The organism is Larkinella sp. C7 (assembly GCF_006149005.1).
Classification (GTDB): Bacteria; Bacteroidota; Bacteroidia; order Cytophagales; family Spirosomataceae; genus Larkinella.
Window position 1 is genome coordinate 985,127 of record NZ_VBSL01000001.1, and the last position, 22,070, is coordinate 1,007,196.

Below are 22,070 nucleotides of genomic sequence, written 5' to 3' on the forward strand. Positions count from 1 at the left end.
CCGGGAAATTAATTTTTCCGGCAGTTAATTATCCATCTGGTGGCTTGCACCACATCCCGACAGTTCTGTACATTTGTGTTATGTACAAGCGCGTCGTCCTGCCCCTCCTCTTTCGTTTTGATGCTGAACAAATTCACCATTTTGTTACTTCTTTCCTGAAAATATCGCTGGCCATTCCCGGTTTTCGCTGGCTGGCCCGTCAGTTGTTTACCGTCGACGATCCGCGCCTGAAACGGGAAGTTTTCGGTATTCAGTTCACCAATCCCGTCGGCCTGGCCGCCGGTTTCGATAAAAATGCGGAATGGGTGGACGAACTCGCCTGTCTGGGTTTTGGCTTTATTGAAATCGGGACCGTAACGCCCCGCCCCCAGGCCGGCAACGACCGCCCCCGACTTTTTCGTCTGAAAGCCGACCAAGGGCTCATCAACCGCATGGGATTCAACAACGAAGGTGCCAAAGCGGCTGCCAAACGACTGCGCAAACGGCGCTCGGGCCGGCAACTGATCATCGGCGGAAACATCGGCAAGAATAAAACGACGCCGAACGAAAACGCGCTGGATGATTACCTGGCCTGCTTTCACGACTTATTCGATACCGTCGATTATTTCGTCGTCAATGTCAGTTCGCCCAACACACCGGGGCTGCGGGCCTTGCAGGAAAAAGAACCGCTCATGGCCCTGTTACAGCGCCTGCAGGACGAAAACCGCCGGAAACCGGTTGCAAAACCCATTCTACTCAAAATTGCCCCCGACCTGACCGACAGTCAGTTGGATGATATTATCGAAATTGTTACCACCACCCGCATTGCCGGTATTATTGCGACCAACACGACCATCAGCCGCGACGGTTTACAAACCGATGCCCAGACCGTTGAAAAAATAGGCATGGGTGGCGTCAGCGGAGCGCCGTTAAAACAACGTTCGACGGAAGTGATTCGTTATCTTTGTCAACAATCGGGTCATGCGTTCCCGGTTATTGGGGTAGGCGGTATTGCAACGGCGGAAGACGCGCTCGAAAAACTGCGGGCTGGGGCCAGTTTGGTGCAGGTGTACACGGGGTTCATCTATGAAGGCCCTACATTGGCGAAAGAGATTTGCAAAGTATTGGCAGAAGAGGTAGATTATAGCAGTTTACAAAAAAATGAGTCAACCCATTAACCGACAAAACTCCGTTCGGAACGAGCGGCCGAAACCGCGGCCATCGTCGGTTTCGATGAAATGGCCGGCCTGGCAAGCCGACCGCCGGTCGCAATTAGCCTTTGGCGGGTTGCTGATGCTGCTGGCTATCGGGCTAACCGTAGCCTTCTGCTCATACTTGCTCACCGGTCAGGCCGACCAGAGCGTGCTGAGCAAAGTGACGGACGCCCCCCTGCGGGAATCGGGCACCGAAATGCGGAATTTTCTGGGAATTCTGGGGGCCTACATCGCCCACGTGTTCATTTTCCGCTGGTTCGGAATTGCCGCCCTCGGCATTCCCATCATCCTGTTTTTAGCCGGGTGTAAGCTGGCTTTCAATTTCGAACTGTTGCCGTTGAGTCGCACGACCAAAGCCGTGCTGTTTTACATGACCTGGATCAGTGCGCTGGCCGGTTACATCGTTCTGGCCACCGACTCCGTCGGGCAGGGCAGCGTCTGGTGTGGCGGCATTGGCTACGAAGTGAACGTCTGGCTCTATAACCTCATTGGCTGGGGCGGTCTTGCCATCATCGGGTTCGCGTTGTTCGTCTTTCTCGTTTTTTTCTACGGAATTACCAAATTGCCGTCGATCTCGTTGCCCCAAAGACCGGTTCCGGCCTCCAAATCAGCTTATGATAGCGAGGACGATGATCCGGAAGAAGAGGACGAAGATGATGTAAAGGATTTTATCGACGTCAAACCGGCATCGAACGGCGTTCCAAAACCGGTGCCCGCGCCAAAGCCAGTCCCGGCTGCCGAAGTCCCGGCGGAACCCGAGCCCCTGAATGGGCACACGACTGATCTGAAACCCGAAAAGGTCAATGGATCGGGGCCACCCGCTAAAAAACCGCTTACGTTTACCATTGCCGATACCACGCCAATCGAACCGGCTTCTGATTCGCCCCAACCCGTTGCAGAAGTGTTTGCCGGACCAACGGACGAGGTGGACGAGGATGCGTTGAAACTGCACGGTCTCTATGACCCGACGCTCGATCTGCCCCGGTATCAGTTTCCGACCATCGACTTACTGACCGAATATCCGGAAAATAAAAAGGCCCAGGTTTCGGCGGAAGAACTGGAAGCCAACAAAGACCGGATTGTGGATACCCTCCAGAATTACGGCATCACGATCGATAGCATCAAGGCAACCATCGGGCCAACCGTCACGCTGTACGAGATTATTCCGGCAGCCGGGGTACGGATTTCGAAGATCAAGAGCCTGGAAGATGACATTGCCCTGAGTTTGGCGGCACTCGGCATTCGGATCATTGCGCCGATGCCCGGCCAAGGCACCATCGGGATCGAGGTGCCGAACAAAAACCGGGAAATGGTGGCGATGCGGTCCGTAATGACCACCGAGAAATTTACCAAAAGCAATTTTGAGCTGCCGGTGGTGATGGGCAAAACCATTTCCAACGAGATTTACGTGGCTGATCTGGCCAAAATGCCCCACCTGCTCATGGCCGGTGCCACGGGACAGGGGAAATCCGTCGGGTTGAATGTATTGCTGACGTCGCTGATTTACAAGAAACACCCCTCGCAGCTCAAACTCATTCTGGTCGATCCGAAAAAGGTGGAATTGACGCTGTTCAACAAACTCGAACGGCATTTTCTGGCCCAGTTGCCCGACAGCGACGAGCCGATTATTACCGATACGAAAAAGGTGGTCAATACGCTCAACTCGCTTTGTATCGAGATGGACAACCGGTATAACCTGCTCAAAGACGCGCAGTGCCGGAACCTGAAAGAATACAATGCCAAGTTTATCCAGCGCCGGTTGAACCCGGAAAAGGGGCATAAATTTCTGCCTTATATCGTGCTGGTGATCGACGAGTTGGCCGACCTGATGATGACGGCAGGCAAGGAAGTCGAGCAGCCCATTGCCCGGCTGGCGCAGTTGGCGCGGGCCATCGGGATTCACCTGGTGGTGGCCACCCAACGGCCCTCCGTGAACGTCATTACGGGTTTGATCAAAGCCAACTTCCCGGCGCGTCTGTCGTTCAAGGTGACCTCAAAAATCGACTCCCGGACCATTCTGGATACGGGCGGTGCCGAGCAACTGGTCGGCATGGGTGACATGCTGTTCTCGTCCAACTCCGATATTGTCCGGCTGCAATGTCCCTTTGTCGACACCAACGAAATTGAAGACATCTGCGAATTTGTGGGTAGCCAGCGCGGGTATGATTCGGCGTATAACCTGCCCGAATTTGCCGGTGATGAATCGGGAAGCAGCGAAGAGAAAGAAATTGACCTCGAAAACCGCGATCCGATGTTCGACGAAGCGGCCCGTCTCGTGGTCAACCACCAGCAGGGCAGTACGTCACTCATTCAACGCCGGTTAAAGTTGGGCTACAACCGGGCCGGTCGGCTCATCGATCAGTTGGAAGCCGCCGGTATTGTGGGGGCCTTTGAAGGCAGCAAAGCCCGCGAGGTGCTGATTCAGGACATCCATACGCTGGAGGAAGTCCTGAAAAATATGAATTAGGAAGTCGTACAGGCGGAGAAGCCAATAAAAAGATCATGACGAGGTCATTTCTTTCGGTTGGCTTCTCCGCTTTTCGATTGGGTCCTTCTCCTATTTATTAAACTTTTTCCCATAAATCTTGTCTACCTACAAAACGGTCAGCAACTTTGCGGGCGGTTTTAGAAATCACCCGAAATTACGTAAAAGACGATACACATGAAAAAATTAGCCTTATTGTGGGCATTGGTTATTGGATTTTCGCTGCCTTCGGTGGCGCAAAAAGATAAAAAAGCATCGGACGTTTTAGATGCCATGAGTGCCAAATACAAAGCACTGAATTCCTACAAAGCCGCCTTTACCTACACGGGTGAAGGAAGCAATTACAAAGGTGATTTAACGGTAAAAAAGAATGCGTTCCGGTTGAAGCTGGCCGGTCAGGAAGTCTTTACTGACGGCAAAACGATGTCTACTTACATCAAGGAAACCAACGAAGTGAACGTACAGGATTACGACGCCGGGGCCGCCGGGGACTTCAATCCGACGAAGATCTATTCCATCTACAAGCAGGGGTACAACTACAAATACATCGGCGAGCAGAAACAGGGTGGCCAGCTCGTCGAAGTGGTTGAACTGACTCCCGAAAAGAAAAGCACGCAGATTGTTAAAGTACAAATCTCAGTCAACAAGAAAGACAAGCAGGTGAAAGGCTGGAAACTGACCGACAAAACCGGTAAAGTGACCAGTTATACAATCGACAAATTCACCCCGAACGTGGCCGTAGCCGATACGTATTTTGTGTTCGATAAAACCAAGTATCCCGGCGTTGAAGTCGTCGATTTGCGGTAATTTCGATTCTTAAGCCTGTGCGGTAGAAACGACGGTTTCCGGATTGGGTTTCGAAATCCGGAACGGTTGCCGCTTCCAGTAGGTCAGCGACCGCCAGGCCCATTCCAGTGGACCGAAGTAAAAAAACCGCAGCCACAATAGACTGGCTATCAACTGAAAAACCCAGACACCAGCCACGACGTAGAACAGTTGATAGTAGGTTAATTTACCGAAATAGCCCAAACCGTACCCAAAGAAAATAAAGGTGCAAATCAGGGTCTGCATTACGTAATTGGAGAAAGCCATCTGGCCGACCGCTCCCAAAGCGCTCATCAGGCTGCGCAACCAGCCCGATTTATAGACGAGCATAATCAGGCCGACATGCCCCAGGGCCATCGTTACCCGGCGAATGTCGTAGGTACTCCGGGGAAATCCAAAACTGTGCGTGTCCAGGTAAAGTCCAAAGTTCGTGTGCGCTTCCTGGGTGAGTTGGTGGGCCAGCCAGCCGAGTGGAATGCCGATGCCGTAGCCGATCAGCATCAACGCCAGGTAACTCCGTCGACGGAGCCGACCGGTGAAAACACCCAGCTTGTAGAGCGCCATGCCCAGTAGCATCATTCCGATGGCATCCCAGAAGTAAAAATTATACATGACCACCGACTGGATTTCGCTGTTGATGGGCAGATAATACGCCCAAACCGTCGGATAGCCGGAGCGTACTTTTTTGATCTCTTCGTCAATCTTTTTCTGGTCCGGTTTGCTGTTTTTTACGACGGTTTCCCACGCCTGTTTGTCAGCTTTCTGCTCGTCGGTCAGCTTCTTTTTCTGCTTTTCCAGCGCCATCACTTTCAGGTAGGCTTCGCGTTTTCCCTTCGTTTCCTGAAAGCGTAGATTTCCTTTAAACATGAGGACGCCGAAACAAAAGAGGCTGGCCAGAATCAGATACCGCGGAGCCAGCTTCCGAAACGGAAACAGAAACAAACCGCAAAGACCGTAAGCATACAGAATATCGCCCGCCCAGAGCAGAACGTAGGCATCCAGCACACCAAACAGAATCATCCACAAAATCCGGCGGTAGTAAATATCGGCCACCGACAACCCGACAGCGTGTTCCTTGCGCGTGGTCAGCAGGATTACTCCCGCGCCGAAGAGCATGGAAAACAAGGCCCGCATTTTGCCCGAAAAAGCAATGTCGACGATCTGGTGGGTAACAAAATTGGTGTCACCGGGATGATCGAACTTCAGGGAACCCAGAATGCCTTCCGGCAGGCCGAAATACGGAATGTTCATCATCAGAATGCCCAGCAACGCGACTCCGCGAATGACATCGATGGAGCGAATGCGTTCGGCCCGCTCAACCGGGCGCAGGTTTTCAGCCACTGCGGCCGACGGAGTTGCTGAAACGTCGGGCGTATTCATACACGGAAGGAATTAGAGGAGAAAGAAGGTTCGCTACGGTAAATAGCGAAGGATTTGATTCATATCCAATTCCGGATTGGGGGATTTTAGGATTCGGTAAAGGGCGTATTCGCCATGGCATCCAGGATCAGTTCGATTTCCGACTGCACCCGGCCGAGTAGCTCGTTTACGTTCTCCGCATCAAACCGTTCGAGGTATTCCAGCGTACGCGCCAGCGCAGCGAGGTTGGACATACCGGCACTCACGGCGGTTCCATACAATTTGTGGCCGACGGCTTTCAATCCCGTTAAATTGGCTTTTTCGGCCTGAAGAAGAAGCTGAGGAATCGATTTTCTCAATTCATCGCCGGCAACCTCCACCAACTCCCGTGCCAACGCCAGATCATGCCCCGCCATTTCCTTGATCATCTCCAGGTCAAAACGGGCATTCCTTTCGGCGAATTGGCCGACAGCAGGGGCGGTTTTTGGCTCGGCCCACAACCACACCCTGAACAGAGCAGCCAGGGATTCCGCCACGATGGGTTTGGTCAGGAAATCGTCCATTCCGGCGGCCAGACACTTCTCCCGTTCCCCTTTCACGGTTCCTGCCGTCAGGGCAACAATCGGAATGCGTCGATCCTTCTCCAGTTCCCGGATTCGCTGCGTAGCTTCGTACCCGTTCATCAACGGCATCTGGACATCCATCAGAATCAGATCGGGCGCATCCTGAATGTAACACTGAACCGCTTCCACGCCGTTGAGCGCTTCAAAAATGCGCGCGTTCGGGGCAATCCGGCCAATGATGACTTTCGCCAGCAACAGGTTAATTTTATTATCTTCAACGATCAACACCTTTACGGCTTGGTTATCGACAGCTGCCTCCTGGTCGAATAAGGCCGGCACGGGTTTTTCGTCCTGCTGAACCAGCCGGTACAGTGCCTGATACAGTTCCTGCATTTTGATGGGTTTTACCAGCCGTTGGTTAACATCCAGCGACTCACAGGCTTTGATGATTTTTTCGTCATCCGACGAACTATGCAGAAAGATGATGGGCTGCTCGTCGGGCGACGGAAAGAAGGTGGTCCGTATTTTCTGAATCGTTTCCAGCCCATCCATGTAAGGCATGTGGTAATCCATCAGAATGACATCGTATTTTTTATGACGGCCCAGCAACTGAAGCGCTTCAAAACCGTTACTAACTTCTTCTACTTCAATGTTTTTCAATAGAAACATTTGCCGCAAAATAAGGCGGTTGTGGGCATTGTCATCCACGATCAGCACGGTATGGATCGGGAGGCTATTGCGCCAGACGATAGCCTCCCCCGGTTCGGCCTTAAGCCTGATTTCGAAGAAAAAGCAACTTCCTTCACCGGGTTTGCTCGTCAACTGAAGCTGGCTTCCCATCAAGCCCAAGAGCTTGTTGGAGATGGTCAGCCCCAATCCGGTTCCGCCGTATTTTTTCGTCGTGGAAGGGTCTTCCTGAGAAAAAGCGTCAAATATGCGTTCCTGCATTTCCGGTTTGATGCCAATACCGGTATCCCGCACTTCAAACCGAAAGGTGACGTACTCTTCTGCAACATCGCTCAATGCCTTGATTTTCAGTTCAATTTCACCTTTCTCGGTGAATTTCACGGCATTCCCCAGCAAATTGACCAGCACCTGTTTCAACCGCACCGAATCGACAAAAACGAACCGGGGGAGGTCAACGGAAAGATTTAATAACACTTCCAGCCCTTTGTTCTGAGCCTGGTACGTGATGGTGTCGGCCACCTGGCTACTGATCTCGTAAAGATCCGTTTTTTCAATCGCCAGTTCCAGTTTTCCGGCTTCGATTTTCGAAAAATCCAGGATGTCGTTAATGATGCTCAGCAAGGTATTGGCCGATTGGTTAACGATGGACAAATATTGCTGTTGCGTGGTGTTCAGGGCGGTTTTCAGCACCAGATCCGTAAACCCGATGACTCCATTGAGCGGGGTTCTGATTTCATGGCTCATGTTGGCCAGAAACTCCGATTTCGCCAGGCTGGCCTGCTCTGCCAGAATCTTCGCTTTTTTCAGTTCATCGCGTTGCAGGCAAATTTCGGTGATGTCCTGGGTAAATATCATGATGCCCCCGATGGTACCATCGAACTGGTACCAGGGCCGGACTTCCCAGCGCAGGTACTGGTCATGATCCCATCCCTCGGGGCGCCAGATGTCTTCTTCATTTTTTTCTATAGCCCCGTTTACACAGCGGGAATGAATCGCCTTCCATTCGTTTGATAAATTGGGAAATACATCATAATGTGACCGCCCGAGAACACTGCCTGACAAATGATACTCTTCCATCCAGCGATTGCTGACGGCGATGTACCGAATCTCGCGGTCGAGCATGGCGACGGCCGCCGGAGCGTGTTCAACAAAAGCAGCCAGGCGTAATTTTTCGTTCAGCAGCGCCTGCTCTGCTTTCTTTCGTTCATCAATATCCTGAAACGTGCCGTATAAGCGCACACACTTTCCGTCCTGGTATTCGGGGGTTCCCAGCGCCCGAATCCATACAGCCCGGCCCTTCGCCGTAACGATCTGCAATTCTACATCGTAGGCAATGCCTTCCTGAACGGAGCGGTTTACGGCTTCCATAATCTGCTCGTAATTTTTCCCTTTGAAGAAAGATACGGCAGCATGAAAATCCGGAACATAGTCTTTTGGCACTTCATGAATGGCTTTGGTTACCGCTGACCAGTATACGGTTTCCTGAACAACATTCACTTCCCAGGTTCCGATTCGGGCCACTTCGTTGGTTTGTTCCAGAATTTGTTTGGTCCGGTTCAAATCCGCTTCCAGCTGGTGTCTGCGGGTAATGTCGATGGCATTACCAATCACATACGTATGGCCGTTCAGTTCTTCTTCCAGGATGTTGTTGAACAACCAGATCAGCAACGACCCGTCTTTGGTAAGCGTGTGCATCAGCCCGCTGGCCCGACCGGTTTTCCTGATGGTTTGCAGGTAAGCGGTCAGGGCATCCTGATGCATTTCGGGAACAATATCGGACAACTGCAGGCCGACTAATTCTGCCGGTTCATACCCCAAAGCGTGGGCACCCGCACTGTTGACGGTGAGCAGTTTCCCCTCCAGGTCATGAATGCACATGAGGCCCTGGGAGTTTTCAAAAAACGAACGGAATTTGCTTTCCGACTGGAACAACAGACGCTCTTTTTCCTTCTCGTCGGTAATGTCCCGGGCAATGGCAAACAGATACCCGGTGTCGGGTTCGGGAGTCGCGACCCATTGCAGATTCCGATAAGTACCATTCTGGCAACGAAACCGGTGGGCAAAATTGATGGTCGACTTGCCCGATGCCAGTTCAGCGATTTCCTGCCGGGTAGCTTGCAAATCATCCGGGTGAACTAAATCAAAAAAAGAAGTCTGCAATAGATGAGACTCATCCCATCCGAGTACATCATGGAAAGCCGGATTTAGTTTTTTAAAATAGCCATCGGTACCCGCGACACAGATCAGGTCATTTGACAGCGCAAAGAGGTTTCCCAGGTATTTCAGCTCCTGATTCTGGCGATGTTTAATAATCAGTTCAATAACCGCATCCCCCAACAGGCGCAACGATTTTTGCTGGCTTTCGGTGAGTTGCCTAGGAATTCGATCCAGCACGCAGAGGGTTCCTAATGCATACCCATCGGAATCGGTCAACGGATAACCGGCGTAAAACCGGATGTGGGGTTCCGAAGTAACCAGCGGGTTTTCTTTAAAGCGCGTATCGCGTGTGGCATCTTCCACTTCGAAGAGGTCACTGTTCAGAATGGCATACCGGCAAAACGCAATATCCCGGCTGGTTTCTTTCAGGTCGAGGCCAACCCGCGATTTAAACCATTGCCGGTGGTCGTCGATGAGTGATACCAACGAAATAGGAACCTGACAAATCAGGGATGCCAGTTCGGTCAGCCGGTCAAATTCCTTCTCGGGAACCGTGTCCAGTATCTGGTACCGGTGCAAGGCTCTTACTCTTTCAGGCTCATTAATTGGAATTGGCATGGCATTCAATGCGTACAATGGCAGTGTATAAAATTACCGTAATCAACAGCATTTTCCAGGCCAAGTTACTAATATGCGCAAATTGTACACTTAAATAAATCCGAATGCACGGCTTGTATACTCCTTCTTTGTCTTTAATCCCGGTCTACAAATACACTTTTGTAAATTCTGTGAATCGCATTGCGATCCCGTGGCAAAATAGAACGGAATACATACCCGACAGCTAGCACCAGACCCAGGCAGAGGACGAAGGTCGTCACTGCGGTTTTCAGCGCCAGACTAATCCCGATCAATAAAAGAAAATTGATAAAAATACTCCAGCTGCTTACATTACTTTTTACCTGACCAAAACTCAGGCTGTTGTGTACCCGAAACGCTTTATACTGCGAAAAAAGAAGGCCATTCAAACTGAAACAAGCCGTGCTGATGAGGTAAAAAGAGAGCAGGTGCCCACTGAGCAGGTTTAAGAAGGCAAGGACGCTGACGGTTACGATCAGATCGATCAGAACAGGAATGATAAAAAGCTGAAAATAAATCAAATACATCTCCGATCGACTCCCTAACGCACCGTTGATCCACAAGGCCGGGAAGAATCCCCAGCCATTATTGGCCACATAATTGAATAAAATCATGGGAGAAACGTATAGGAGAAGCAGAAAATCGGCTGACGAAAAATCACTATTCAACATCTTTCCTGAAAACAAAAGGAATAGCACTTTCATCAAGATTCCGAACACGAAGGCTTTTCGCGCCTGGGCATTGTTGATGAAGGCCGTATAAACCGGCGATAGGTAGTTTGTCTTTACGAGCAGAACCGTTGATTCCGTTCTCGCCAGAGCAGCCCGATCCACGCCGTACAAGAGTATACTTTGGCTGGCTAAAGCAATACTCAAGACAAGAAGCAATCCGGTTGGATCGAACCGCCAATGCCAGGCAAAAAACCCCATCAATCCACTCAGCATTCCCCAGCTTAACAGGAATACCGCTTGCCGCCGGTGCGTCGATTCCAGGAACGCTTTCAGCAGTTGAACAAAAACCACGGCGTTGCCCAGCAGCAGGAGTGAACATATCAGATGGGCGTTGGTATACGTTTTCGAAAACGCGTTCAGAATGACGAAAAGTAGTCCCGAACCAACCACCGAAACCGTGAACGCATCATACAGCAGCGTTGCGATCCACTGAGAGCGATATGGAATCGGAAAGGTTTTTGAAAACAGCGTTGACCGTGGTGTGTAGGTCGGAAAGAATTCCGTCCACACCCACTGTCCACAGACGACACCGTTGCTGATCAGGATGAGATTGTTAGGATTAGTGTTCATGGTGTCAGCAGTGGCGGCCAAATCGATCAGCCAGCCCGTCGCACCCGCGCTCAACGCCAGAGCGGCCATGAAAACAAGCCGCAGAATTAGTCCGAGGATGGACTCGGCATTCCGGAAGGAGCCAACAAACCGCCGGCGCAAGGCAAAAAAGAGGATGGGAAACATCATTCGGAAAGGTTAGAGCCAGTCGAAAGTGGTTTGTTTGGTCTTTGGGACTAATATCTCGAACAGGGCCTCATTGATGACTTTGGTGCCTTGTTCGGTAAAATCCGCCAGTTCGCCGTCAAATTTGATCTGCGTCTCATCCAGCACCAGGATGCGTGTGGCGATTTCTTCCAGATAACTCAGGTCATGGGACGCAACCAGGATGATGCGGTCTGCCCGCCGATAGGTTTGCAGAAAGGAAATCAACTGACGGACGGCTATCGGATCGAGACCGGCAAACGGTTCGTCCAGGATGACGACCGACGGAATGTGCAGAATCGCAGCACAGAAACTAATCTTTTTGATCATCCCCGTCGAATACTGGCTCATCTTCTTTTTCAGGACGCCTGGTTCGTCAAAAAAGAAATTGGTCAAGTCGGTCGAGCGTTTTTGAAACGTCGCGTCATCGAGCTTGTGAATCAAGCCCATAAAGCGCAGGTAGTCCGCGCCGGTAAATTCAGGCACGGGCGGAATGACGTCGGACACGATGCCCAGCACCCGTTTCAACGGCAACCGATCGCCGGTTAACTCCTCGCCTTTGAAATAGAATTCCCCGCTATCGGGTGCAATCAGGTCGATCAGGCAATTGAGAAAGGTGGTTTTTCCCGATCCGTTTTTGCCCAGCAGCCCAATCACATCGCCACCCCGAAAGGTCAGATTGAGGGCATCGAGCACGGTTTTTCCCGAATAGGATTTGCGGAGTTCTTTAATGACCAGTTCCATGGTGAAAGAAAGTGGTTGTGTGGGTCAACGACTGGGTTTGACAACGTTGTGATTAGTTATCAGACGTAATTACTGACCTGAAGTCACACCCGGTCGCCTTTATTCCGAAAATCGTTTGAGCGAGCGGTCAATAAAGTAACTCGAATTTATAGACTGGTATCCAGAAGGTTATAAACGCGAAAAGTCGGCCACATGAGCCGACTTTTCCAATGTCTTAAACGAACCGGAGCGTTACACCAAAACCGTATTCAGCAACTGCTCCAGAATCAGCCGCCCGTCGGTATTGCCCAACAGCGAATCGGCGGCCCGTTCGGGGTGAGGCATCAGGCCGAACACGTTTTTGCGTTCGTTGGCAACGCCGGCAATGTTGTCCAGACTGCCGTTCGGATTGGCTTCGTCGGTGATATTTCCCGCTTCGTCGCAATACCGGAAAATGATCTGATCGTTGTCGTTCAGTTCATTTAGGGAATCGGCATCGATGAAATACCGGCCTTCACCGTGGGCAATGGGGATTTTATAGGCCCGATCGTCCAGACCGGCGGTCAGCAAAACGCTCTTCGATTGCGGACGGAGGTAGATATTTTTGCAAACGTATTTCTGGTTGGTGTTTCGCAGCAGAACACCCGGAACCAGCCGCGCTTCGGCCAGAATCTGGAAACCGTTGCAGATGCCCATCAGGTAACCACCGCGCTCGGCGTGTTTGATCACTTCGTTCATGATGGGCGAAAACCGGGCAACGGCCCCCGTCCGGAGGTAGTCCCCGTAGGAAAAACCGCCGGGCAGAATGATGAAATCACAGCCCTGCAAATCGTGGTCTTTGTGCCAGAGTTTGACGACATCCTGTTTCAGTTGATCACGCAGCGCGTCGACTGCATCGTCATCGCAATTGGAGCCGGGGAATACTACTACACCGAATTTCATACGTTCTTGGTTTGTGGCAAAGTTAACACTTGTCGGGCAAAAAAATGCTAAAAACCGTTATTTCAGATCAGCGCCCGGCTTTCCATCACCACTTTTTCGTAATAGGCTTCGTAGTGCGGCAGAATGCGCGAAATTTCAAACTCCTTCGCCCGCTCCAGCGCGTTGTGCTTGAAGGTCGGCAGGTTGTTGTCATCCAGGATGTACAACGCATTTTTCACCATATCATCCACATCGCCGACGTTGCTCAAAAAACCGGTCACGCCCTGAAGGTTCAATTCGGGCAGACCACCGGCGTTCGACGTGATCAGCGGCACTTCGCAGGCCAGTGCTTCCAACGCGGCCAGGCCGAAACTTTCGTTTTCGGACGGCATCAGGAACAAATCGGCCACCGACAAAACTTCCTCGACGGCATCCAGCTTGCCCAAAAACCGCACGTCCTGATAAATGCCCATGTCGCGACACAGCTTCTCGATCCGCGCCCGCTCCGGGCCATCGCCCGAAAGTAATAATTTACTGGGAATCTGCTGGTTGATTTTATGGAAGATCTGCACCACGTCGTCGATGCGCTTCACCCGCCGGAAATTCGAGGTATGAACGATCAGCTTCTCGCCATTTGGGCAGATCGCCATTTTGAAGTGGTCTTTCTTCTGCCGTTTAAACCGGTCGAGGTCGATGAAATTCGGAATCACTTCAATATCCCGGCGAATGGCAAACTGATCGAGCGTTTCCTGCCGCAGGTGTTCCGAAACCGCCGTTACGCCGTCCGACTCGTTGATACTGAACGTCACCACCGGCTCGTAAGACGCATCTTTGCCCACCAGCGTGATGTCGGTTCCGTGCAGCGTGGTAACAAAAGGAATGTGCCGCCCCTGCGCCCGCAGAATCATCTTGGCCATGTAAGCCGCCGACGCGTGCGGAATGGCGTAATGAACGTGCAACAAATCCAGCTTTTCGTATTGAACGACGTTCACCATCGCACTGGCCAGCGCCGTTTCGTAAGGTGGGAACTGAAACAGCGGATAGGTGGGTATATTTACTTCGTGGTAAAAAACGTTTTCGTTAAAAAAGTCCAACCGGTGCGGTTGCTGGTAGGTAATGAAATGAACTTTGTGGCCGGCTTTGGCCAGGGCCTTGCCCAGTTCCGTTGCCACCACACCGCTTCCCCCGAACGTCGGGTAACACACTATGCCAATTTTCATATAGTCGTAAGATGATGGAAGGACTGAGGGAGGGAGGGAGTAAGCGAGTGACAGACACCCGTTCACACCTTCGCTCTTCCAATCAGTTCCCATAACATCAATTCCGGTCGTTTGTGTTCACAAATTTGGTTGGACAGAGAAAGATTTTAGCGGAGCCGGTGATTCGGCCCGGAAACCGTATCTTTGGTTCACTGATTTTCCCTTTCGGTTATGACCCCAAAAGTCCGGAGCCATTCGTCCCGCGCGGGCACTCCGCCATTTTACGTATACATCCTGGGGTTCCTGCGGTTGATCCGGGTACAAAACCTGCTCATCATCGTCGGCACGCAGTATTTTGCCCGGATTACGCTCATTGGCCCGCGCGACAACTGGACCGGTTTGCTCCCGGACCCGAAGCTCTTTCTGCTCTCACTCTCAACGGTTTTGATCGCAGCGGCCGGCTACATCATCAACGACTATTTCGACATCAAGATCGATATTATCAACAAACCGGATCGGGTCATCATCGGGCGGTATTTGAAACGGCAGATTGCGATGGGATTGCACCAGGGGTTGAATTTTCTGGGGGTAGTGATCGGTTTTTACCTCAGCAAATGGGTTTTCGTCGTCAACGTTCTGTCGGTCACATTGCTGTGGTTTTACTCGTCGACCTTCAAACGCCAGCCGTTCATCGGGAATTTTATCGTGGCTCTGCTGACGGCTCTGTCGCTGATTGTGCTGGCGGTTTTTTACCGGCAACAGGTCGATTTGCTGCTCATTTACGCGCTGTTCTCCTTCGTCATCACGCTGGTTCGGGAAATCATCAAAGACATGGAAGACGTGAAGGGCGATGCCCGCTTCGGCTGCCGGACACTGCCGATCGTCTGGGGTCTTCGCCGAACCAAACAATTGCTGTACAGCATCATTGCCGCCTTCATCCTTTCGCTCTTCACCATTGCCCATTCGCTGCAAAACGAGCAATTGTTCTGGATGTTCGTGATCCTGCTGGTGCCCATTGCGTGGCTCGTCTACCGGCTGGTTCGGGCCGACACCAAGCGGGATTTCGCCTACCTGAGTTCGCTCTGTAAACTGATCATGCTCATCGGGGTCGTCAGCATGGCGTGGGTCTGACATCCGTTTACTCAATCCTTGATTCCGGTTCGGCAAATTTTCCGTAGTTTACCAGCTTCGTACCGAACCCTATTTCTATGAAAACGCTGCTCCTTTTCTTTGCTCTCGGTTTAACCAACTTCTTTACGTACGCTCAGGACTGCCTGGGAATCAAATTCAAGCCGGGAACCAGCTACGAAATGCTGTCCTTCAGCGCCAAAGACAAACCGACCGGCCGGGTTGTGTATAGCATCAAAGAGGTCACGAGTGAAGGCGGTTCTACGCTGATCAATATCGTCATGCAGTCGTTCGACGACAAAGGCAAAGCGGCTCCCGAAATGGCAGTGAAGTATACCTGTACGGGGGATGAACTCATCGCCGATCTGTCGGGCGTGGTGCTGGCCACCAATGACGCGATGAAAGACATGGAAGTGCGGATCAAAACCAACAAACTGGTTTATCCCAAACAATTGAGCGCAGGCAGCGCCCTGCCCGATGGCGAACTGGAAGCCGAGACCTACAGCAAAGACACCAAAATGATGGACATGTCCATCAAGGTTGTCAACCGGAAAGTAGAAAGCAAAGAAAGCCTGACAACACCCGCCGGAACGTTCGACGTCTACAAAATCGGTTCCGACATCAACCTGGCCAATCGGATGATGGGCATCCCCGTCCGGGTTTCGTTCCGCTCCGTCAGCTACCGGGCAGCCGATGTGCTGTTTGATATCAAAACCGAAACCTATAACAAGAACGGGAAACTGAAAGGCTATACGGTATTGAGCAAGCTGAGTGATAAATGAGAATGTCTTTATCACTCAGCCAGATTGTGGCTCCAGAACTTACGTGTGATAATTCTCTTATACTGACGGTTTTCTTACTGAACCGTCAGATCGAAGTCCAGATTCACATCGTCGCTGCCCGGGGTTGGCGTGCCGTCTTTTGCATTCGGCTGGTGACGGAGTTGAATTTTTAGTTTTCCGGTCCCGGCGGCATTCGTTTTGAACGTGCCTTTCAAACCGATGGGCAGGTTGTTGGCGTCCTTGTCGCCGTAGGTGTACGTCGCGAGGGTTGTCGGTGAAACCGTAAAGACGAACAAATGCTCATCGCTTTCTTCGGCGACTTCCTTCGTAATATCGTCCGTGGGGGTTTTGCTCTCGTCCAATAATTCCACCGCCAGCTCGTAAGTCTTGCTGGGTTTCAGCACGATTTTATCGAATTGGGTGGCAGCCTGTCCCCCATCGCCGTCGGTATCCCGGTACGTAAACGTCTGGGTCGTTGTCGTTCCCGACTCCGTAAATTTCAGGTTGACGGTCGTAATCAATTCGTTTTCATCAGCCGGTTCGGGCTCATCGGCTTTGTCATTACAACCCGCTACCAGCACCACCGACGCTGCCAGTGACAGCATCCACACCCATTGACGTGTTCGTTTTGCCTTCATTCTTCAATGCTCTTTAGTTTGTTTTAGCCGACAATCGGTCAGCAATCCGGTAGCAAAAGTATGCACTCGCAACAAGGTTGCAAAAATAAATGCAACTTTATTGCAAATAATCTTGATCGGTACAAAACCATCTGTTTATTTTGCAACGTTCACTGAGAAAAAGGGCTACTATGAAATGGGGAGAGCTAAGCAGCAAAGCGGATTACATCGGAATTAGTGGATCGGTATTGTGCATCATTCACTGCCTGATCACGCCCATTCTGCTCGTATCGTCGTCTTTTCTGGCCAACGACACGGTTCGGGTTGGCTACCTCAGTCTCGACTACATCTTCATCGGCGTCAACATTGTGGCGGTATATTTTGCCACCCGGCATTTCACCACGCCCGCCATCAAAGCCTGCCTGTGGTTTTTTCTAAGCGTTTTTGCCGTGGGCATTGTGCTGGAAGACGTCAGCGAAACCTTCGAATACATCGGCTACGCAGCCTCTTTGGGCCTGGTCCTGACCCACCTCACCAACATCCGGCTTCACCGCCTGCGCCACGCGCATTGATCAAACCATTCCTTTTTGACCGGTTTTTAAATCAGGGAAAATGAATTCATTCGTAGACCATTTAATCCCGTAGGGATTGAACAGCGCAGCGTCGGTAGCCTAAAAGAACCAATCATTCTCCCCGCGTGCCGTGGGGTACGCGACGATTTGTAGCACCCGGAAGGTCGCGTACCTCACGGCACGCGGGCGGGAGAACGACTCTCGTTTATCTACCGACGCTGCGCTGTTCGATCCCTATGGGATAAATGCCTGTGTGCAGAAATGCCTGTATCCACACGGAAACAACTTCTCTATTTCTCCTCCGCCGGATTGAAATCCGGATGACCGGCAACCCGGCAGACAACCCCTTCCAAAACTAATATTAATACAACTATTTACCCTTTAAATAGTATTTATTTAATAAATATAAAATTTATTTGTTTTATTAAATTTTGAATCCCACCTTTCGGGTACGTACACGTTTTTACAAACCTATACCCTTGTAAAATATTATATGGCAAATACACTCAATCGTAGAAAATTCTCGATACTGGCGGCATCCGCTGGTTTGGGGTCCTACCTGCTTCCATTCGGAGCCGTCGGATCGGCACCCGCCGGGACACTCCCAGGGAAAAAAGTGGGCATCATCGGGCTGGACACCTCCCACAGCATTGCCTTCACCAAAGAACTCAACAACCCAACTCCCAATCCCGACTGGGCCGGGTATCGGGTGGTGGCGGCTTACCCCAAAGGCAGCAACGACATCGAAACGAGTGTCAAACGAATTCCCGGCTACATCGAAGAGGTCAAAAAACTGGGCGTCGAAATCGCGGATTCGATCGATGATTTGCTGCGTAAAGTAGATGTCGTGATGCTGGAAACCAACGACGGTCGGCTGCACCGGGAACAGGTGGCCAAGGTTTTTGCCGCCGGAAAACGCGTTTTCATCGACAAACCCATTGCCGCTTCGCTCACCGACGCCATTGCCATTTTTGACCTGGCGAAAAAGAAAAACATCCCGGTTTTCTCGGCATCGTCGCTGCGCTACATCAAAGGCATGGACAGCATCGACAAAAGCCTGGTCGTCGGTGCCGACACCTACAGCCCGGCGGTTTTGGAAAAAACGCATCCTGATCTGTTCTGGTACGGTATTCACGGCGTCGAAACGCTGTTTACGGCCATGGGAACGGGCTGTCAAAGCGTGACGCGGGTCCATACGCCCGACACCGACATCGTGATCGGTACCTGGAGCGACGGACGCGTGGGAACCTTTCGCGGAACCCGCACCGGCAAGCACGAATACGGCGGCACGGTATATACCAAAAACGGCAATGTAACGCTGGGCCCCTACGCCGGTTACAACCCGCTGCTGAAAGACATCATCCACTTTTTCGAAACCGGTGAAACACCCGTCAAGCCCGAAGAAACCATCGAAATTTTCGCCTTTATGGAAGCCGCCGACGAAAGCAAACGCCAGGGTGGCGTTGCCGTGAGCCTCGCCAGCGTCCTGAAAAAAGCACAAAAAGCGTAGTACCTTTTTTTGTCCCGATTCCGGGTACGTACCCGGAGCGCATATTCTGCTCAATTAACCCCCTCCATGAACTGGTTTATTTCCAGTTTTTCTCATGCTCAAATCCTTTACACTATGACAACTGCTCTCCAACGCCTGCGACGGCTCGTCTGGCAGATGACCTGCCTCTGGTTGCTGGTTCTGCTGGCCAACCGGTCGGCAATGGCCCAAACTTCTACCCCAATTAAAGGCGTTATTCGGGACAACCTGGCTCAATCACCGCTGCCGGGTGCCAACGTGGCCATCAAAGGCACAACCCGGGGTGTTTCGACGGACGGCGACGGCAAGTACAGCATCGATGCCAAACCGAATGATGTGCTGGTATTTTCGTACATCGGCTACACGACCCAAGAAGTAAAAATCGAAGGGCAGACCACCATTGATGTGCTGCTGCAACAGGCCGCTTCTTCGCTCAACGAAGTGGTGGTAGTGGGCTACGGAACCCAGCTCAAGCGCGAACTGACCGGATCGGTTTCGTCCGTTAAAGCGGAAGAATTGCAAAAAGTAGCGACCAACAGCGTTACCTCGTCGCTGCAGGGGCGCGTTCCGGGGGTCTTCATCAGCCAAACCAGCGGTGCCCCCGGCGGTGGCGCTTCCGTTCGGATTCGGGGTGTCGGGACAACGGGCGGCAACCAGCCGCTGTATGTGGTCGACGGTTTTCCGCTCGGTGGTGGTAATATGGGCATCAGCGGCAGTTCGGATCAGGTTGACGGTTTATCGATCATCAACCCGAACGACATCGAATCCGTTGAAATCCTGAAAGACGCTGCGGCTGCCGCCATTTACGGAGCACGGGCCGCCAACGGCGTTATTCTCATCACGACCAAACGCGGAAAAGAAGGCCAGGCCAAAGTGAGCCTGAACGCCTATACCGGGATTCAGCAACTGTGGAAAAAGCCCGAATTCTTGAACGGACAGGAATTTGCGACCCTAGCCAACGAACTGTATACCAACTCCGGAATGGCACCCAATCCGGAATGGGCCAACCCGGCCTCCTTCGGCCAGGGAACCGACTGGATCGGCGAAGTTTTCAGCAGCGCGCCGGTGCAAAACGTGGACCTCAGCATTTCGGGTGGCAGCCAGAAACTGAAAGGTGCCCTGACCCTCGGCTACCGGGATCAGCAGGGAACGCTCATCGAAACCTGGTACAAACGCTACACCGCCCGCGCCACCGCCGACCTGATCGTAACAAACAAACTGAAATTTGGCGGAACGATGGCCCTCACCTACTCGCAGGCCAAAGGACAGCAGAACCAGGATCTGCGGATCGGTATTTTTAACCTCGCCCAGCAGTTTTACCCGACCTTAGGCCCCAGCGCCGTGGTCAACGGCTCTTCCGCGTATTACACGACTCAGGGCGACAACCCGCTGCTCCGGGCCAATTCCATCGAAAATTACCTCTACAACCTGCGCATCTACGGCAACATGTTCGGTGAATACGAGGTCATTAAGGGACTCAAATGGCGCACCAGCGTGGGCATCGACGCCAGCAACAACCGGTCGACGACCTGGGAACCGAAAGCCGAACGCGGCCACTACCGCAACCTGCAGGCCCGGTTGGGCAACACCTTTACGCAGGGACTAAACTGGCTGGTTGAAAACACGCTCTCCTACTCCACGGATGTGGGGGCACACCGCATCAGTGCGGTTGTGGGGCAAACCGCCCATAAGAACGTCTCGGACTGGGTTTCCGTAACGGCGCTGGACTTCCAGAATGAGCAATTGCAGGTCATCAACGGCAGCAACGACACGCAGCGCCGGGCGAGTGGCACCGGTTCGCTCTATTCGCTGGCATCCTATCTGGGCCGGGTCAATTATTCGTACAAAGAGCGGTATTTGCTCTCGGTCAGCATGCGACGCGACGGTTCGTCCAACTTCGGGCCGAAGCATAAATGGGGCAATTTCCCGTCGGTTTCGGCGGGCTGGAACCTGTCGGACGAAGCCTTTATGAAAGGGATTCCGGCCATTAACTCGCTGAAACTGCGCGGAAGCTGGGGGCAGTTGGGGAACGACGCCATCGGCTCTTTCGGCTATCTGAGCACCATCCAGATCGGAACCGTCAACGACAACTACGTGCTGGGCACCAACCAGGGGCTGGTTATCGGAGCGAGCATGTCGCGGCCCGGCAACCCCAACCTGAAGTGGGAAATCAGCGAACAAACCAACTTCGGGATCGACGCGTCGTTCTTCAATGACCGGCTGTATCTGACGACGGATTACTACGTCAAAAACACCAAAGACATGCTGGTGAGTCTGCCGGTTTCGGTGGAAGCCGGTTTCCAGAACGCGCCCTCCGTCAACGGCGGCAAGGTTCAAAACCGGGGCTGGGAGTTTTTGCTCGGCTACCGGGGCAAGGTTGGCCAGTTCCGGTATGACGTTAATACGAACATCTCGACGCTCAAAAACGAAGTCAAAAGCCTGGGCGTCGGCCAGCCGATCACGGGGGCTACCGTATCCAGCTACTTCGACATGCGGGCGACCTATACCGAAGTGGGGCAACCAATCGGGTATTACCGGGGCTACCAGGTCGATGGCATCTACCAAACCAATGAGGAGGTCAACAAAGTGCTGCAACCCAACGCCAAAGCGGGCGACTTCCGGTTTCGGGATATCAACGGCGACAACCAGTTGACGGATCAGGATCAGGTGCGGATCGGAAGTCCGTGGCCGACGCTGATGTATGGGGCCAACGCCGATCTGTCGTACAAAGGATTTGACCTGAACATCATCGTGCAGGGCATCGGCGGCAGCCAGATTTACAACGCCAACCGCCGGTCGGTGTATCCGCTGAAGTATTTCGGGGGATCGGGCGTCATCAACGGCGTGAAGGACGTGCTGAACCGCTGGACACCCGGCAGTGGCCGCAATGATGTACCCCGGTTGCAGTATACGGATGCCAACGGAAACTTCGGAAACAGCTCAACTTTTTACGTCGAAGACGGCGATTACCTCCGAATTCGGAACGTCACGCTAGGCTACCGGATTCCGGCATCGCTGCTGTCCAGAACCCGGGCGTTCCAGGGCGCGCGTGTGTACGTATCGGCCCAGAACCTGTTCACGTTCACGAAATATTCGGGTTTCGATCCCGAAATCGGCAGCCTGAATCCGTTGCAGGCCGGGATCGACGATGGCGTTTATCCGCAACCACGGACGTTCATGGCGGGTATCAATCTGAACTTTTAATCCAATC

15 protein-coding genes are annotated in these 22,070 nt (G+C 52.3%); 8 read left to right on the forward strand and 7 right to left on the reverse strand.

Going from position 1 to position 22,070, the window contains the following annotated elements:
* Positions 1-80 precede the first annotated feature (80 nt).
* The 3 genes from FH871_RS03945 to FH871_RS03955 all read left to right on the forward strand — a co-directional run bounded on the left by FH871_RS03945 (position 81) and on the right by FH871_RS03955 (position 4,485).
* On the forward strand, positions 81-1,157 hold the full coding sequence (locus tag FH871_RS03945; protein ID WP_138989999.1) for a quinone-dependent dihydroorotate dehydrogenase: 1,077 nt from the start codon (positions 81-83) through the stop codon (positions 1,155-1,157).
* Positions 1,141-3,660 carry a DNA translocase FtsK gene (locus tag FH871_RS03950; protein ID WP_138990000.1) on the forward strand — a complete coding sequence of 840 codons (2,520 nt, stop codon included), beginning with the start codon at positions 1,141-1,143 and terminating at the stop codon, positions 3,658-3,660. Before FH871_RS03945 ends, FH871_RS03950 begins: the two co-directional genes overlap by 17 nt.
* Before the next feature lie 195 nt (positions 3,661-3,855).
* Positions 3,856-4,485: an outer membrane lipoprotein carrier protein LolA gene (locus tag FH871_RS03955; RefSeq protein ID WP_138990001.1), complete on the forward strand. Its 630-nt coding sequence runs from the start codon at positions 3,856-3,858 to the stop codon at positions 4,483-4,485.
* Positions 4,486-4,494: 9 nt separating this feature from the next.
* On the opposite strand, the gene FH871_RS03960 is transcribed toward FH871_RS03955, so the two are convergent.
* The 6 genes from FH871_RS03960 to bshA form a co-directional block, all read right to left on the reverse strand.
* A complete protein-coding gene (locus FH871_RS03960; RefSeq protein WP_138990002.1) occupies positions 4,495-5,883 on the reverse strand; it encodes a DUF418 domain-containing protein in 1,389 nt (462 codons plus the stop codon).
* Between the two features lie 86 nt (positions 5,884-5,969).
* Positions 5,970-9,887: a PAS domain S-box protein gene (locus FH871_RS03965; RefSeq protein WP_138990003.1), complete on the reverse strand. Its 3,918-nt coding sequence runs from the start codon at positions 9,885-9,887 to the stop codon at positions 5,970-5,972.
* Between the two features lie 134 nt (positions 9,888-10,021).
* Entirely contained in the window at positions 10,022-11,374 is a 1,353-nt protein-coding gene (locus tag FH871_RS03970) for a hypothetical protein (RefSeq protein ID WP_138990004.1), read from the reverse strand.
* A gap of 9 nt (positions 11,375-11,383) precedes the next feature.
* The gene (locus FH871_RS03975; protein ID WP_138990005.1) at positions 11,384-12,133 is read right to left on the reverse strand and encodes an ABC transporter ATP-binding protein; all 750 of its coding nucleotides are present in this window, start codon (positions 12,131-12,133) and stop codon (positions 11,384-11,386) included.
* Between the two features lie 231 nt (positions 12,134-12,364).
* Positions 12,365-13,054: a phosphoribosylformylglycinamidine synthase subunit PurQ gene (gene purQ, locus FH871_RS03980; protein WP_138990006.1), complete on the reverse strand. Its 690-nt coding sequence runs from the start codon at positions 13,052-13,054 to the stop codon at positions 12,365-12,367.
* A 62-nt stretch (positions 13,055-13,116) separates the two neighbouring features.
* On the reverse strand, positions 13,117-14,253 hold the full coding sequence (gene bshA / locus FH871_RS03985) for an N-acetyl-alpha-D-glucosaminyl L-malate synthase BshA (protein WP_114405365.1): 1,137 nt from the start codon (positions 14,251-14,253) through the stop codon (positions 13,117-13,119).
* Positions 14,254-14,463: 210 nt separating this feature from the next.
* Here bshA and FH871_RS03990 point away from each other — a divergent pair, with 210 nt between their 5' ends.
* Together FH871_RS03990 and FH871_RS03995 are read left to right on the forward strand one after the other, a co-directional pair.
* A complete protein-coding gene (locus FH871_RS03990) occupies positions 14,464-15,363 on the forward strand; it encodes a geranylgeranylglycerol-phosphate geranylgeranyltransferase (protein ID WP_138990007.1) in 900 nt (299 codons plus the stop codon).
* 77 nt (positions 15,364-15,440) lie between these two features.
* On the forward strand, positions 15,441-16,142 hold the full coding sequence (locus tag FH871_RS03995) for a hypothetical protein (RefSeq protein ID WP_138990008.1): 702 nt from the start codon (positions 15,441-15,443) through the stop codon (positions 16,140-16,142).
* A gap of 74 nt (positions 16,143-16,216) precedes the next feature.
* On the opposite strand, the gene FH871_RS04000 is transcribed toward FH871_RS03995, so the two are convergent.
* A complete protein-coding gene (locus FH871_RS04000; protein ID WP_138990009.1) occupies positions 16,217-16,780 on the reverse strand; it encodes a hypothetical protein in 564 nt (187 codons plus the stop codon).
* Positions 16,781-16,950: 170 nt separating this feature from the next.
* On the opposite strand from FH871_RS04000, the gene FH871_RS04005 reads away from it, so the two are divergent.
* The 3 genes from FH871_RS04005 to FH871_RS04015 all read left to right on the forward strand — a co-directional run bounded on the left by FH871_RS04005 (position 16,951) and on the right by FH871_RS04015 (position 22,063).
* A complete protein-coding gene (locus tag FH871_RS04005) occupies positions 16,951-17,331 on the forward strand; it encodes a MerC domain-containing protein (protein WP_138990010.1) in 381 nt (126 codons plus the stop codon).
* A gap of 493 nt (positions 17,332-17,824) precedes the next feature.
* On the forward strand, positions 17,825-18,841 hold the full coding sequence (locus FH871_RS04010; RefSeq protein WP_138990011.1) for a Gfo/Idh/MocA family protein: 1,017 nt from the start codon (positions 17,825-17,827) through the stop codon (positions 18,839-18,841).
* Between the two features lie 114 nt (positions 18,842-18,955).
* The gene (locus FH871_RS04015; RefSeq protein ID WP_171062754.1) at positions 18,956-22,063 is read left to right on the forward strand and encodes a TonB-dependent receptor; all 3,108 of its coding nucleotides are present in this window, start codon (positions 18,956-18,958) and stop codon (positions 22,061-22,063) included.
* Positions 22,064-22,070 lie beyond the last annotated feature (7 nt).